Raw genomic sequence first — 14,673 nt, forward strand, 5'->3', positions numbered from 1 at the left:
AACGCGTGTGAGGGTTCACCTTGGGCGTTATGTCGAGACCGAGTACCCAAGTTGGGAGTACATCGACTGCATGAAGTTGGACATCCAGATTCCGGTGACCACCATGCTGATAACAAACACGGCGATTGTGGCCCACACAGGCCACAGCCCCCGCTTGGGCGCCACTTTGTTGACGATCACAGAGCGGCCGATCACGTACACAAGCGCGCTAAGGAAGGCCCAAGCCCAGTGGAAAGGACGTACGACGCCGGACTTGAGAAGGCGTTGACGGTCCAGGAAAGCGAAAAACACCGAGAGTCCGTAGAACAGGAAGCTTGAACCCATCAGCAGGAAATAAGCGGGGGTGTACATGGAGAAGGGGTCCATGGTGGTAACCCCCTGCCGGGTGGTGATCATCTTGAACTCCGGCTGCCAGGTCAAAAGGAACAGGATGGAGACCAGTGGCATCAAAGTGATGGCCCAGATGAACGGGTTGTACACCGGCGTCTCCGGGCGGAGCTCAGGACGTGGCACCGGGACCGGTGCCTGAAACTGACCGGGCGCCTGGAATTGAGCGGGCGCTTGGTGCGCTGTCCAGACGCGTCCATCCCACCACCGGACGAAACGCGGGTCTGAAGGATCCGGGTACCAGCCGGCAGGCGTAGTCGAACCGGGCATTGATTGAGTCATTCTTCCCCCACTTTGAGTCGTGGTTCCGAGAATATCGCGATTGCCGGCTCTCGCTTGCCAGGAGCCTCTCCCCAGTCACCATGTGGCGGTGTAAGGATGGAGCATGAGCTTCTTCGACGACCTCCCCGAGCAGCCCGCGCGGCCGCGCCAGCCGCAGCCTGTCCAGCGCGGTTGGTACGGGCCGCCGTCGGACGAACTGCCCGGAATTGCGCGCGTTGGCGGGTTCCTCCACAAGAGCGCGCGGATGGTGGTGGTGCTGAAACTGGTGGAGGTTTACTCCACCGGTTGCCTGTTGGACCTGGTGTGGTCGGTGCGGCGGGGCAATGAACCGGACCAGGAATGGCGGGAAATCGTAGAGGAGAGCTACAACCACCCTCGATCCAGCCTGGACACCAGGACGGGGCTCGAATTGGGAGTCGCTTTTCGGGACGGACGCAAGGCTGTCGCTGCCATCCACGGACCGTCGTCCTTCCAAGAGCCCGACGACGTCACTGGCCCTGTTCTGACAACGTTGGGCGGCGGTGGGGGGAGCAACAACGACGAGTATGTTCAGTTCACCGGTCGTTATTGGTTGTGGCCCTTGCCGGTGGAGGAGGACACAACCCTGGTGGTGCGCTGGCAGGCGTTGGGGATACCAGAGAGCTCGTTTGTCCTGCCCGGCGAGCAGTTGGCTGAAGCGCGGGGACGCCTGCTGAACTACTGGAACGAGTAGCTTTTCCACATAGCCGAATTGGCCTGCAGAGGGGGCGGGAGGCCGCCGGTACAGTGGCAATATGCCTGAACTTCCCTCCCTCGAAGAACTCCTCGATTCCGCCCACGTAGTCTCGCTGCCCATGCGCGTGAAGTTCCGGGGCATCATGGAGCGCGAGACACTCCTCCTACGAGGACCACACGGTTGGGGTGAGTTCTGTCCCTTCCCCGAATACGACGACGACGAATCCTCCCGCTGGCTCGCAGCCGCCTTGGAAGCGGGCTGGCTGGGTTTCCCCACGCCCGTCAGGGACAAGATTCCGGTCAATGCCACGGTTCCAGCCGTTTCGGCGGAGCGCGTCCCGGAAGTGCTGGCGCGTTTTGGAAGGGTGGATGCGGTCAAGATCAAAGTTGCTGAGCGGGGACAGAGCCTGGGGGAAGACATCGCCCGGGTCAGCGCGGTGCGTGAGGCCCTTCCCAACGCAGCCATCCGCGTGGACGCCAACGGGGGATGGGACATTGACCAGGCCGTGGAAGCCCTGGGCAAGCTTTCCGCCGTTGAACTCGAGTATGCCGAACAACCTGTTCCCACCATTGAGGGCCTGGCCGAGGTCCGTCGTCGCCTCGCTGCCGCCGGTACGCCCGTCCTTATCGCCGCGGACGAGAGCGTCCGGAAGGAAGACGATCCCCTGCGTGTCGCCCGGGCTGGGGCAGCTGACCTCATCGTGGTCAAGGTAGCGCCACTTGGGGGAGTAGCACGGGCCCTGGACATCGTGGAGCAGGCCGGGCTGCCCGCCGTCGTGAGTTCCGCGTTGGACACCTCGGTGGGTATACGTGCCGGGCTTGCGCTCGCAGCCGCCCTGCCGTCCCTTCCCTATGCCTGCGGCCTTGGCACCGTTTCGCTGTTCACCTCGGACATCACGTTGGACCCGCTGGTGGCCGACGACGGCGCCATCCAGTTACGCGAAACGGTGGCCGATCCCGGGCTGCTTGAGCAGTATGCGGCACCCGCGGAGCGCCAGGACTGGTGGCGGGACCGACTCAGCCGGGTGCACTCGGTACTGGCGCGAAACAAGCACGGTTTGTTCACCGGGTTTTAACCAGAGCGACCTCTCAATTTCGGTTTCCGCTGAAAAGCTCAGCGGGAACCTCGTACATCCTCTGGAAGGTCTTCCCCCATGTCTGAAACCACCGGACGCACGTTTCCGCTGCTCCCCATGCTCGGCCACACCAAAGGCAAGCGCAGCGCTGTCACCTGCGCGTTGAAGTGCGACAACGCCTGCTCGGGCGATGTCTGCAACACAAGCGCCAACGGATACTTCCGCGATATCGCTTCGACGGCTATGTCCCGCCGCGCAGCCCTGGGGCTCGGCGCAGCAGGAGCGCTCGCCATCGTCCTTGGTGGCGCCGTGACTGGTGGTGACACCGCCATGGCCGACTCCGGGAACGGACTTTCTGATGCCGCCAAAAAGGGCTTCGACAAGTCCAAGCTCAAGTTCACTGCCATCAAGCCGGTAGACGCTGCAGTAGACGCCTTCACCGTGCCCGAGGGGTTCGACTGGAAGCCGATCATCCGCTGGGGCGACCCCCTCTTCGCCGACTCGCCGGCCTTTGACCTCAACGCACAGACTGCAGCCGCCCAAGCACGCCAGTTCGGCTACAACAACGACTACACGGATATCCTGCCGATCCCCGGATCCAAGGATCGCCGTGCCGTGCTCTTCAGCAACCACGAGTACACCAACGAGAACATCATGCTCCCCGCAGGCTTCGACCCGGCCGAGGCGCGGGCAATTGGCCGCGCCGGACACGGGCTGGCCGTGGTGGAACTCGAGCGGAAGAACAAGAACAAGCCGTGGAGCTACGTCCAAGGCGCACCCCTGAACCGACGTTTCCTTACCGACACTGTCTACGAGCTGACCGGACCCGCAGCCGGCACCAACCTGGTCAAGACCATTGACGACCCCGCCGGCCGCTGGATCAAGGGCACCCTGGGCAACTGCGCCGGCGGAACAACCCCGTGGGGAACCATCCTCTCCGGTGAGGAGAACTTCAACGGCTACTTCGCTGCCCCTGGCACCAGCGACGGTGACAAGCGCTACGGAATTTCCTCGAAGGCAACCACTCGTCAGTGGGAACTTGATGAGCCGCGCTTCGATACCCGCAACTCGGGCTACGCCAACGAAACCAACCGCTTCGGCTGGATCGTGGAAGTGGACCCCTTCGACCCCACCTCCACCCCCAAGAAGCACTCCGCCATGGGCCGCTTCAAGCATGAGGGCGCCAACGTCATCGTCGCCCCTTCCGGTCACGTGGTTGCTTACATGGGCGACGACGAGCGCTTTGACTACCTCTACAAGTTCGTTTCCAAGGGCAAATACCAGGCCGGTGACTCCAAGGAAGCACGCAAGAACAACATGGGCCTGCTCTCCGAGGGCGACCTTTACGTGGCTCGCTTCACGGGTGACTCTCCTGCGGACATTGACGGTACCGGCAAGCTTCCCGCAGACGGTGCCTTCGACGGCACCGGCGAATGGCTGCCGCTGGTGGTCAACGGCACCTCCGCTGTGCCGGGCATGACCGTGCCTGAGGTCCTTGTCTACACCCGCATCGCCGCTGACAAGGTTGGGCCCACCAAGATGGACCGTTGCGAAGATGTTGAGCCCAACCCGCGCACGGGTAAGGTCTACGTGGCCTGCACCAACAACACCGATCGCGGCAAGGCCGGCAAGGAAGGCGCCACCGAGGTCAACCCACGCAACCTGAACCGTGATGGCCACGTCGTGGAAATCACCGAAGGACGCGAGCAGACGGGCACCAAATTCAACTGGAACCTCCTGTTGGTGGCCGGCGATCCCGCCAAGAACACCTCCACGTACTTCTCCGGGTTCCCGGCCGACAAGGTTTCGCCCATTTCCTGCCCGGATAACGTGGCCTTCGACTCCGTGGGCAACCTCTGGATCTCCACCGACGGCGCTCCCGGCACCATCGGCTACGCGGACGGCCTGTTCAAGGTCACCCTCGAAGGTCCTGAGCGCGGCAAAGTGGAGCAGTTCCTCGCCGTTCCCCGCGACGCCGAAACCTGTGGTCCGATCATCCACGACGAAGAGCGCACCGTGTTCGTCGCCGTGCAGCACCCCGGTGAGGACGGCTCGTTCGCAGCACAGAACTCCTTCTTCCCGGACTACGTGCCTGCCGGAGCTACACCCGCAGCGGGCGCAGCAAGGGCTCCGCGTCCCTCCGTGGTGCAGGTCTTCCGCAAGTAACCCCTGTCGTTCCCGATTCTGACGAATGCTCCCCCTCCCGGTTCCCCGGGTGGGGGAGCATTTCGTCTACCCGAGCCTTCTCTCACATCCCACGTGTTTGGGCCCGTCGCTCTCGCATATCCCTCGTGTTTGGACCCGTCGCTCTTTCACTTCCCGCGGCTCCCTGTCGCCCAAGCCCGCCAGCACCAGTGAGAGAGGCCTGCCGGTTTGGGGCCGGGATGTGAGCGAGCGTTTGGGGCCGGGAGCGCCAATAGACTGGAACGGTGACTTCCCAGGACTCTCTAACATCCATCGGCGCCGCCCGGATCGCCGTTACAGCGCTGCTCGACGGCGGTGTGCGGCACGTGGTGGTGGCGCCGGGTTCGCGTTCAGCGCCCATGGCCTACGCCTTGGCGGAAGCGGAAGCTGCAGGCCGCGTGCGGCTCCACGTGCGCATCGACGAACGGGACGCCGGGTTCACCGCCTTGGGCCTGGCGCTTTCCACCGAGGCGCCGGTGGCTGTGGTCACTACCTCAGGTACAGCGGTGGGCAATCTCCTGCCTGCAGTCATGGAAGCCAACCATTCAGCTGTCCCCGTAATCGTCATCTCGGCAGACCGGCCCGAAGAACTTCACGGAACCGGGGCGAACCAGACCACCATCCAACTGGACCTCTTCGGCGAGCACGTGCGATTCGCCGTCGACGTCCCGGCCGGTGACCACCCGCAGAAGGCTGTTGCCACCGCACTCTACGCAGCCACCGGGGCCCTCGAAGACACCCCTCCGGGCCCCGCCCAAGTGAACCTTGCCTTCCGCGATCCATTGGTGCCGGCAGACGGCGACGCCCTTCCGGTCGCCGCAGGACACGGGGTGTTTCATTACGACGCCGGTCCCCAAGCGCTGGATCTTCCGGCAGCATCCACCCACCTCGTCGAGCGACGCACCGTGGTCCTCGCGGGCCACGACGCAGGCCCTGTCGCGGAGGCTTTTGCCCGCGCCCATGGCCTGCCGCTGCTGGCGGAACCTTCATCGAACGCACGCTTCGGGCCGAACGCGGTGGGGCCGTACCGGGTACTGTTGGCACATTTCGGACCTGATTCGCCGACGCCGATCGAGCGCGTGGTCCTGTTTGGCCGGGCCACTCTCTCCCGCCCGGTGGCCGCCCTCCTGGCGCGTGAGTCTGTTGAGTCAGCCATTTACCAGCCCGTCCCGGTGGCCTGGTACGAGGCTGGCCGGCGGCGTGAAACCCCTATCGAAACGCTCCCCGAGCTAGCCGAATTTGCCGGGCGTGGCTGCGCCGAATGGCTCGATTCCTGGCTTCTCGCGGGCGCTGCCGCCCAGCACGGCCTCGATGGCGTGTTGTCGGGGGAGAGCTTCGCCAACGGTCCGTCCGTCGGTGCCACCGTCTGGGAGCACTCCCGCGGGCAGCTGGTGCTCGGTTCCTCCAACGGCATCCGCGACGTGGACCTGGCAGGGCAACCTCACACTGAACCCATCGCCACGGTGTACGCCAACCGTGGCCTCGCCGGCATCGACGGCACCATCGCCACGGCCACCGGAATCGCCTTGGGCAGCGGACGCGAAACCACGGTCCTCCTGGGCGACGTCACCTTCCTCCATGACGCCGGCGGGCTGCTCCTCGGCCATGGCGAACCTGTGCCGGACCTCCGCATCGTGGTGCTCAACGACTCTGGCGGCGCCATCTTCAGTCTCCTCGAACACGGGGCGGTTGAGGACTCAGGCGCCTACGGCACCGCCGTCGAGCGCCTCTTTGGCACCCCGCACTCAGTGGACATCGCGGCACTCGCCGCTGCGTACGGCGTCGGACACCAAGCGGTGAGCACGACGGCGGAACTCGCCTCGGCCCTCAAGTCGCCGCTGAAGGGTCGCACCATTGTGGAGGTGCGCGTGGGCCGGACGGGCCTCCGCGAGCTTCATGCCCGGATCAAGGACGCCATCTCGGCCGCAGTGGGCCAAGTCCTGACAGCGGGCTAGTCCCTGCACCTGTTGCCGCCGATCGCCCCCGTAACCGCTGGTGCGAATGGCGCGAAGGAGTGCGATGTGGGCGAACGTGGGGTGCGCCCATCGGGTGAGGGTGCGGTGCCCTTTGACTGAGTCGTGGTGGGTTGCTCGCGCCTGTTGCCGCCGATCGCCCCCGTAACCGCTGGTGCGAATGGCGCGAAGGGGTGCGACGCCGGCGAACGTGGGGTGCGCCGGGCGGGAAAGGGTGCGCACGGCGGAAAAGTCGCAGAACGCAAGAAGGGAGGGACCCCCAAATGTGGGTGTCGCCCTCCCTTCAGTGGCGCCAGCGAGTTAGGCCTCCTCGACGCCAATGTGCGTGGGGTCGAGGACGCGGCGCAGGAATTCCTTGGTGCGCGGGTGGGTGGGGGCGCTGATGACGTTCTCCGCCGGCCCTTCTTCCACCACAACACCGGCGTCCATGAAGACCACACGGTCGGCAACTTCGCGGGCGAAGCCCATCTCGTGCGTGACCACCAACATGGTCATGCCTTCCTGGGCCAGTTTGCGCATGACGGCAAGGACGTCGCCCACGGTCTCGGGGTCCAGGGCAGACGTGGGCTCATCGAAGAGCATGAGCTGCGGGTCCATGGACAGTGCACGTGCGATGGCGACGCGCTGCTGCTGGCCACCGGAGAGCTGGTCCGGGAAGCGATCGGCGAGGTGTCCCAGGCCAACGCGTTCCAGGTTGCGGCGCGCCACATCCGCAGCCTCGGACTTGGACCGCTTGAGGACCTTGGTCTGGGAGATAGTGCAGTTGTCCAGGACGCTGAGGTGCGGGAAGAGGTTGAAGTGCTGGAACACCATTCCCACGCTTCGGCGCATCTTGTTGAGGTCGACGTCGGGGTCGGTGGCTTCAAACGAACCCACGTTGATGGTGCCCGCGTTCGGCTGCTCAAGCAGGTTGACGCAGCGAAGGAGAGTGGACTTGCCTGAACCGGAAGGTCCGATCAGGCAAACAACCTGGCCCGGTTCAACCGTCAACGAGATGCCCTTGAGGACCTCGTTGCTGCCGTAGGACTTGCGCAGATCCTTGATATTTACGCCGGCGGCGCGAACGGTGGCCGTGCTCCCAGTGGAGTTATTCATGACTGTCCTGCCTATCGCTTGGTCCGCGCGGAGCGGCTTTCGAACTTCCGTGCCAGGAGGCTCAAGGGGATGGTGATGACCAGGTAGAAGGCTCCCGCCACGAGCAGCGGCGTGAGACCGGCACCGAGGCTGGAGATTCCGTCGCGGCCAAACTTGGTGAGCTCGTACTGGGAAGCGGTGAGGCCCAGGACGTAGATCAGCGAGGAGTCCTTGGTGAGCAGGATGATCTCGTTGGTCAGCGGCGGCAGGACGATCTTGAACGCCTGGGGGATGACGATGGAAACCATCGCGCGCCAGTGCGGCATGCCCAGCGAACGGGCGGCTTCCATCTGGCCCTTGGGCACAGCCTGAAGGCCGGCGCGCAGGGTTTCAGCGATGTATGCGGCAGCGACCATGCCCAGCGACACCATCACGATGATGTTGACGTCCCATTGGATTCCGAAGGCCAGGGGAACGCCGTAGCCGAACGCGATGAACACCAGCAGGGCCGGAACGCCGCGGAAGAACTCGATGTAGCCGGTGGCAAGCCAACGGTACAGGGGGAACGAGGAGAGCTTCATCAAGGCGAGCAGGAGGCCGCCGGAGAGGCCCACCACAAAGCCCAGGAACGTATAGATAAGGGTGTTTTTGAGGCCCACCAGGAAGATATCCGGGAACATCGGGCCGATCTTGGCGAAGTTGAAGACGCTGGTGCCTACCGTCTTCCAGTCCACGGCAATAATTACGGCGGCCACGGCCACAACAAAGATTCCGGCCTGGACGTACAAACTGACTTTGGCTCGTTGACGTGCAGTCATTGCCATGGGGTTCTCGCATTCATGTTGCGCAGGTGGGGCCCCGAAAGGACCTGAACAGATCGTTTCGGGGCCCGCCTGCGTGGATCTCGGGGAGCCGGGGCTCGGACTACTTGGTGGCTTCGCCGAACCAGGTGGTCTCGAACTTCTTCAGGGTGCCGTCGTCGGTGATGCGCTTCAGCGTGGCGTTCACGGCATCCGTCATGGCGGTGTTGCCCTTCTTGATGGAGATGCCCAGCTTCTCGCCCGTTGCGTAGTCTTCAACGCGCTTGAGGTTGGAATCGTCCTTGATGGCGTAGCCGAGGACGGACTGGTTGCCGACGGCGGCGTCGATGGTGCCGGCCTTGAGGGCTTGGACCAGGAGGCCGGAGTCTTCGAACTGCTGGGCGTCAATTCCCTTGTCCTTGGCGTACTGGGCGCCGGTGGTGGCCTGCTGGACGCCCACCTTCTTGCCCTTTGCGCCATCGAGGTTATCGATGCCGGAAGCCGACGTGGCCACGAGGGTCAGGTCATCGTCCAGATAAGGAGTGGAGAAGTCCATGACGTTCTTGCGGACGTCAGTGATGGAGATCGAGGAGATGGAGACGTCGCAACCGGTCAGTGCGGTGCCGGTCTCGATGGCTTCGAAGGAGCTGTCCACCACGTTGAGCTCGGCCTTGACATCCTTGGCCAGCTCGGCGGCGATGTCCATGTCGAAGCCGACGATCTTGCCGTCCTTCTGGAATTCGAAGGGCTCGTAAGGGACGTCCGAGCAAACCGTGAGCTTGCCGGCGTTGATGAGCTTGAGGCCCGACTCGGAGGAGGCGGCGGGGGTGGAGGAACCACCACAGGCGGTCAGGGCCAGGGCGCCGGCTGCCAGGACGGCGGCAATCTTGGTGCCGGACAGAACCGAACGGGAGATCTGCATGTTGTTTACCTTTTGTTGCGGTGGATGCTGAACTGAGTCGGTTTTAGTGTAGCGCCGAACGTGAGATGTGCATCACAGGAAACGAAGTTTCACTATTGGATAACAAGTTTACCCAGTTATCAACCTCTCCAGCAGCAGCCGCGTCTGGGATCCCAGATTCAGCGCTTGATGCCCAGCGCTTCAAGCATTGGCCGGAACTTGGCCCACGTTTCGGCCAATTCTGCCTCCGGCTGGGAGCCCTCAACGATCCCGCAACCTGCGTACAGGCGCACCGTGTTGGCGTCTTCGATGACCGCGCCGCGGAGCGCGATACCCCATTCACCGTTTCCTGCAGCGTCGAGCCAACCCACCGGTCCGGCGTACGGGCCACGGTCCAGATGCTCGAGTTTGCGGATCAGCGCACCAGCTATCAGCGTGGGCGTTCCGCAGACCGCCGCCGTGGGATGCAAAGCGTTGATCAGGGCAAGGCAAGTGGGAACGTGTCCCTCGATGTCCGCCAGCTCAGCCTTCACGTCCGAGGCCAAATGCCACACATTGGGCAGCTCCAGAATGAACGGTTCGCTATGGGAATTCATCGCCTCCGAGAAAGGCGCCAACTGCCGCGTGAGCGAATCGATGGCGATCTCGTGTTCGTGCCGCTGCTTTTCCGAACCGGCCAAAACCCGTTCCGCATATTCCATGGGGGAGCCGTCCATGCCGTCGGCATCGCGGCGATCCAAGGTTCCTGCCAGCACGCGGGCCTGTGCAGTGCGGCCCTCCACCTGAATCAGCATCTCCGGCGTAGCACCCACGAGCCCGTCCACACCGTACGTCCAGCATTCCCGGTACCTTGCGGCGAGCTGACGAAGCACCTCCGCAGCGTTCACACCCTCGGGGAGGTTGGCCACGACGTCGCGCGCCAGCACAAGCTTTTCCAGCTTCCCGGCACGGATCTCCTCCACGCCGTTGGAAACTGCCTGCATCCAAGCGGCCTCGCTCAGGGAACCACGGCTAAGGTGACCCGCGGAACCGTCCGCAGCAACCGCCTCCGGTGAGAGTCCGACGTCGGACCCTCCTGCCGCTGAACCGTCACCGTTGGGCTCCGGCTCAGTGAGCCAGCGGTCCACCGAGGCGAGGACGCCCGCCTCGGTGAGGGGGCCGTCGTCGAACGTTAACTGGGTGGCCCAGGCGCGGCCGTCGCGGATGCCAACCACCAGCTCGGGAAGAATCAGGCGGGAAACGTGCGGAGAGGTTTTGGAGAAGGCGAACGAGCCGAAAGCCACAGGGCCCGTGCCGGGGACCTCAACGTGGTCCGTGATTTCCGCCTCAAGAATGAGGTGGCGCCACCAGATATCGGCCTCAAGGAATCTCTCGGGGCCGGTGGCATTGAAGCGCGTTAGCTCGCCGTAGCCCACCAGGCCGGCCTCGCGGCGGGACCAGCAAAGGACGTCGTCCCGCACCAGAAACGACGGCAGCCCCCCGGAGGATGATTCAACATCGAGGGGGACTGTCAAGGTACGGAGCGTGCTCGTCATGATGGAACAACAGTACTCCCGCGCGCAGCCAGAATCTGAGCCGACTTCTACAGCGCAGCAAAGTCGGCTGAATGTCTGAGACAATTACAGGGTGAACCGAGCATCCTTGGAAAAGCGTCCGGACGAAGTTGCGACGATGTTTGATGATGTCGCCCCAAAATACGACGTCGTCAATGATGTCCTGTCCATGGGGCAGACGCGGCGTTGGCGGCGGATCGTGGTTGACGCCATGGATGTGAAGGTAGGCCAGAAGGTCCTTGACCTGGCTGCCGGCACAGGAACTTCCAGCGAACCCTACGCTGATGCCGGCGTGGACGTAGTGGCCTGCGACTTCTCCCTGGGCATGCTCAAAGTGGGCAAGCGCCGCCGCCCGGACATTGACTTCATCGCCGGTGACGCCACCAACCTGCCGTTCGCTGACAACAGTTTCGATGCTTCCACCATTTCCTTCGGCCTCCGCAACGTGGTGGAACCCCGCAAGGCCCTCGAGGAAATGCTGCGCGTCACCAAGCCCGGCGGCCGCCTGGTCATCGCCGAGTTCTCCCACCCCGTGGTTCCGCTGTGGCGCAACCTCTACACCGAATACCTGATGCGTGCGCTCCCGGCGATCGCCACCAAGGTCTCCTCCAACCCGGACGCCTACGTGTACCTCGCCGAGTCCATTCGTGCCTGGCCGGACCAGGACCACTTGGCCCAGTGGCTCAGTGATGCCGGCTGGACGGACATCACGTACCGCAACCTCAGCGGCGGAATCGTTGCTGTCCACCGTGCACAGAAGCCCGGCGAGCACCGCGAAAGTGTTCCCGTGGCAAAGCTCCGCCGCCAGATAAAGCCGCGCCACCAGGCCGGCTAACCAGCACTGCCTGTTGAATTAGGACGTTGTGAAAGTACTGATTGTTGGCGCGGGCCCGGCAGGGTCCACCGCTGCGTATTACCTCGCCCAGCAGGGCATCGATGTCACGGTGCTGGAAAAGACTTCCTTTCCCCGTGAAAAGGTATGCGGCGATGGCCTGACTCCGCGCGCCGTCCGCGAGATCCAGAAGCTCGGGCTGCCCCACGCGGTCTCCGAAGGGTGGAGGCGCAACAAGGGCCTCCGCCTCATTGCCGGCGGTCGCACCATTGAACTTCCTTGGCCCGAGGTAGCTGACTTTCCCACGTACGGCCTGATCCGGACCCGCCTCGGTTTTGACGAGGACCTGGCCCGTCACGCTCAGTCCGCGGGCGCCGTCGTGCTTGAACGTCACAGCGTCACCTCCGCGTTGACGGCTGAAGATGGCCGCGTGGTCGGCGCCCGGGCTTCCATCCTTGACGAGTCCGGACGCAAGACGGGCGAAACGCGCGACTTCCACGCCGACGTCGTACTCGCCGCGGACGGAAACTCGACACGAACCGCGGTGTCGCTGGGTATGCACAAACGTGACGACCGTCCGCTGGGCGTCGCGGTGCGCACGTACTTCACCTCGCCCAGGCACGACGACGATTGGATGGAAGGCTGGTTGGAACTTCCAGGCAAGTCCGGTAAGCCGCTGCCCGGTTACGGCTGGGTGTTTGGTGTTGGCGACGGCACGTCCAACGTGGGCCTCGGCATCCTGAACTCGTCCAAGGAATTCGGCAAGCTCGACTACAAGCAGGTTCTTCGCGAATGGACCGCCGGCATGCCCTCCGATTGGGGCTTCACGCCGGAAAATCAGGTGGGGGAGATCCGCGGCGCCGCGCTGCCCATGGGCTTCAACCGCACGCCGCACTACTCACCCGGGCTGCTCCTGCTGGGCGACGCCGGCGGCATGGTGTCGCCGTTCAACGGCGAGGGAATTTCCTACGCGATGGAATCGGCCCGGTTCGCGGCCGAGTTCTTGATTGACGCTTCTTCGCGGTCGGCTTCGGCCGGTTGGTCCACGCACGACGCCGATGCCCACCTTTCGCGGTACGCGGACTATGTGCGGGACCAGTGGGGATCGCACTTCACGCTGGGCCGGATGTTTGCTTCCTTGATCGGGAAGCCTGCCGTGATGAAACTTGCACTGCGCACGGGCATGCCAATTCCGGTGCTCATGCGCTTTGTGGTTCGAATGCTCGCGAATCTCACGGATCCGTCCGCCAAGGGCTTCGAAGACCGCGTAATCCGGGTCTTCGAGATGCTGGTTCCGGCTACGTCCAACACTTCCCCTGCCAGCGCCCTTACGCCGGCAGGCACCGACTCCGCGGTTTCCGCAACAACTAGTTAGGGTTAACCCGTGACGAACTCTGCCGAACACAGCTGGACGCATGCCGGGCACGGCTTGCCGCAGGCTGTTGAGCCTGCTCCCAACACCACTGCAATCGCAACGGGACTCCAGCTGCCCGCCGGATTCGCTGCCATTGCGGGCGATCCCGAGCTCGGCCCTGCCATCACCACCAACCTTGCCCGGGTGGAGAAGAAGCTCCGCGAAGCTATTTCCAACTCGGACCCATTGGCTGATGCGACGTCGCGCCACCTGGTGGAAGCCGGCGGAAAGCGCATCCGTCCGCTGCTTACTCTGCTGTGTGCCCACCTCGGCGATGCTTCACGTCCCGAGGTTGTCCAGGCCGCTGTTGTGGTGGAACTGACGCACCTTGCCACGCTGTACCACGACGACGTGATGGACTCAGCTCCGTTCCGCCGCGGTGCTCCCACTGCCCACGAGGTATGGGGCAACTCGGTGGCGATCCTTACTGGCGACCTCATCTTTGCCCGCGCTTCCATCCTGGTGTCCGAGCTCGGTTCGCGTGCCCTTGGCATCCAGGCCCGCACGTTTGAGCGCTTGTGCCTCGGCCAGCTCCACGAAACCGTGGGCCCTCGCGAAGACGAAGATCCCGTAGAGCACTACCTGTCCGTCATTGCTGACAAGACCGGCTCACTGGTTGCAGCGTCCGGCCAACTCGGGGCGATCTTCGCCGGTGCCGACGAGTCCTTCGAGGACCTGCTGGTGGAGTACGGCGAGAAGGTTGGCGTAGCCTTCCAGCTCGCCGACGACGTCATCGACGTCACCGGTGTCAAGGTCAAATCCGGCAAGTCCCCGGGCACCGACCTCCGCGAGGGTGTTCCCACTCTGCCTGTCCTGCTGCTTCGCCGTGATGCTGCCGCGGGCGATGCCTCGGCCAGTGCACTTCTGGAACTGGTGGACGGCGACTTGTCCTCCGACTCGGCTCTGGCTGAGGTTGTTGCCGGTCTGCGCGAGCACCCGGTCACCGAGGAGTCCTGGAAGATTGCCCGCCAGTGGTCCGCCGAGGCAGTTGCTGCCCTTGACCCGCTGCCGGAGGGCGTCGTGAAGGCCTCACTGACCAACTTTGCCCACGCAGTGGTGGACCGCAGCAGCTAGTTTTTTTGGGTTGGCGGGCGTCCGGACTTTTCATAGGCCGGGCGCCTGCTTTTTGTTTCCCCACATTTTGGGCCCGCAGCCTTGGTGGACCCGGTACCTTCACCACCCACTTTGAGCCTGCGAGGGTGGTGCCACGCCGGTGGATGCGGTGTGTTGTGCCCTCGGTGGAATCAAAGGGGGTGGTGGCCGTACGCGCCCAAACTCTTAGTCCCCCCGAAAAACGGAATGGCCCCGGCTCGCTGCAACGTTACGAGTCATACGCTGCACCGAACCGGGACCACAATCTCCGTTCGCATCAGACCCACCGGAGGCATTTAGTGGATCCGTGAAAAGCTTATGACAATCCTGTCACATATGCAACTCCCGGCGTCAATGGCTTTCCCGTTCCCGCAGCGCAATTTACAGCCAA

General features: G+C 63.8%; 12 protein-coding genes. 7 read left to right on the plus strand and 5 right to left on the minus strand.

Annotated features, from left to right (window positions below; translation table 11 throughout):
- Window positions 1-27: 27 nt before the first annotated feature.
- Window positions 28-657: a DUF2510 domain-containing protein gene (locus tag ACZ881_RS09135; RefSeq protein WP_476114469.1), complete on the minus strand. Its 630-nt coding sequence runs from the start codon at window positions 655-657 to the stop codon at window positions 28-30.
- 115 nt (window positions 658-772) lie between these two features.
- Between ACZ881_RS09135 and ACZ881_RS09140 the strand changes: the two genes are divergently transcribed.
- The 4 genes from ACZ881_RS09140 to menD all read left to right on the plus strand — a co-directional run bounded on the left by ACZ881_RS09140 (window position 773) and on the right by menD (window position 6,598).
- Window positions 773-1,381 (plus strand): hypothetical protein, encoded by a 609-nt coding sequence (locus ACZ881_RS09140; protein ID WP_476114471.1) that lies wholly within the window; start codon window positions 773-775, stop codon window positions 1,379-1,381.
- A 61-nt stretch (window positions 1,382-1,442) separates the two neighbouring features.
- Entirely contained in the window at window positions 1,443-2,459 is a 1,017-nt protein-coding gene (locus ACZ881_RS09145) for an o-succinylbenzoate synthase (RefSeq protein ID WP_476114475.1), read from the plus strand.
- Between the two features lie 78 nt (window positions 2,460-2,537).
- Entirely contained in the window at window positions 2,538-4,625 is a 2,088-nt protein-coding gene (locus ACZ881_RS09150; RefSeq protein ID WP_476114477.1) for a PhoX family protein, read from the plus strand.
- A 263-nt stretch (window positions 4,626-4,888) separates the two neighbouring features.
- The gene (gene menD / locus ACZ881_RS09155; RefSeq protein ID WP_476114480.1) at window positions 4,889-6,598 is read left to right on the plus strand and encodes a 2-succinyl-5-enolpyruvyl-6-hydroxy-3-cyclohexene-1-carboxylic-acid synthase; all 1,710 of its coding nucleotides are present in this window, start codon (window positions 4,889-4,891) and stop codon (window positions 6,596-6,598) included.
- Window positions 6,599-6,916: 318 nt separating this feature from the next.
- On the opposite strand, the gene ACZ881_RS09160 is transcribed toward menD, so the two are convergent.
- From ACZ881_RS09160 to ACZ881_RS09175, 4 genes are all read right to left on the minus strand, one after another.
- Complete coding sequence (locus ACZ881_RS09160; RefSeq protein ID WP_476114483.1) at window positions 6,917-7,711, minus strand: amino acid ABC transporter ATP-binding protein; 795 nt, start codon at window positions 7,709-7,711, stop codon at window positions 6,917-6,919.
- An 11-nt stretch (window positions 7,712-7,722) separates the two neighbouring features.
- On the minus strand, window positions 7,723-8,514 hold the full coding sequence (locus ACZ881_RS09165; protein WP_011775740.1) for an amino acid ABC transporter permease: 792 nt from the start codon (window positions 8,512-8,514) through the stop codon (window positions 7,723-7,725).
- 100 nt (window positions 8,515-8,614) lie between these two features.
- Window positions 8,615-9,412 (minus strand): ABC transporter substrate-binding protein, encoded by a 798-nt coding sequence (locus tag ACZ881_RS09170; protein WP_178997396.1) that lies wholly within the window; start codon window positions 9,410-9,412, stop codon window positions 8,615-8,617.
- A 158-nt stretch (window positions 9,413-9,570) separates the two neighbouring features.
- Window positions 9,571-10,926, minus strand: a complete 1,356-nt coding sequence (locus tag ACZ881_RS09175; RefSeq protein ID WP_179019558.1) for an isochorismate synthase — start codon at window positions 10,924-10,926, stop codon at window positions 9,571-9,573.
- A gap of 91 nt (window positions 10,927-11,017) precedes the next feature.
- Between ACZ881_RS09175 and ACZ881_RS09180 the strand changes: the two genes are divergently transcribed.
- Genes ACZ881_RS09180 through ACZ881_RS09190 form a run of 3 tightly spaced genes read left to right on the plus strand, consistent with a single transcriptional unit; the run spans window position 11,018 to window position 14,264 of the window.
- A complete protein-coding gene (locus ACZ881_RS09180; protein ID WP_017197159.1) occupies window positions 11,018-11,779 on the plus strand; it encodes a demethylmenaquinone methyltransferase in 762 nt (253 codons plus the stop codon).
- A gap of 28 nt (window positions 11,780-11,807) precedes the next feature.
- The gene (locus ACZ881_RS09185) at window positions 11,808-13,151 is read left to right on the plus strand and encodes a geranylgeranyl reductase family protein (protein WP_476114488.1); all 1,344 of its coding nucleotides are present in this window, start codon (window positions 11,808-11,810) and stop codon (window positions 13,149-13,151) included.
- Between the two features lie 9 nt (window positions 13,152-13,160).
- Entirely contained in the window at window positions 13,161-14,264 is a 1,104-nt protein-coding gene (locus ACZ881_RS09190) for a polyprenyl synthetase family protein (RefSeq protein ID WP_091469256.1), read from the plus strand.
- The last annotated feature ends 409 nt before the right edge of the window (window positions 14,265-14,673 follow it).

This window comes from Paenarthrobacter sp. TE3676 (genome assembly GCF_056279165.1).

Bases quoted from the DNA above. Each gene is read 5' to 3' on its own strand.
- ACZ881_RS09145 (WP_476114475.1), top strand. From the start codon at position 1,443: ATGCCTGAACTTCCCTCCCTCGAAGAACTCCTCGATTCCGCCCACGTA.
- ACZ881_RS09160 (WP_476114483.1), bottom strand. From the start codon at position 7,711: ATGAATAACTCCACTGGGAGCACGGCCACCGTTCGCGCCGCCGGCGTA.
- ACZ881_RS09140 (WP_476114471.1), top strand. From the start codon at position 773: ATGAGCTTCTTCGACGACCTCCCCGAGCAGCCCGCGCGGCCGCGCCAG.
- ACZ881_RS09175 (WP_179019558.1), bottom strand. From the start codon at position 10,926: ATGACGAGCACGCTCCGTACCTTGACAGTCCCCCTCGATGTTGAATCA.
- ACZ881_RS09165 (WP_011775740.1), bottom strand. From the start codon at position 8,514: ATGGCAATGACTGCACGTCAACGAGCCAAAGTCAGTTTGTACGTCCAG.
- ACZ881_RS09170 (WP_178997396.1), bottom strand. From the start codon at position 9,412: ATGCAGATCTCCCGTTCGGTTCTGTCCGGCACCAAGATTGCCGCCGTC.
- ACZ881_RS09150 (WP_476114477.1), top strand. From the start codon at position 2,538: ATGTCTGAAACCACCGGACGCACGTTTCCGCTGCTCCCCATGCTCGGC.
- ACZ881_RS09135 (WP_476114469.1), bottom strand. From the start codon at position 657: ATGCCCGGTTCGACTACGCCTGCCGGCTGGTACCCGGATCCTTCAGAC.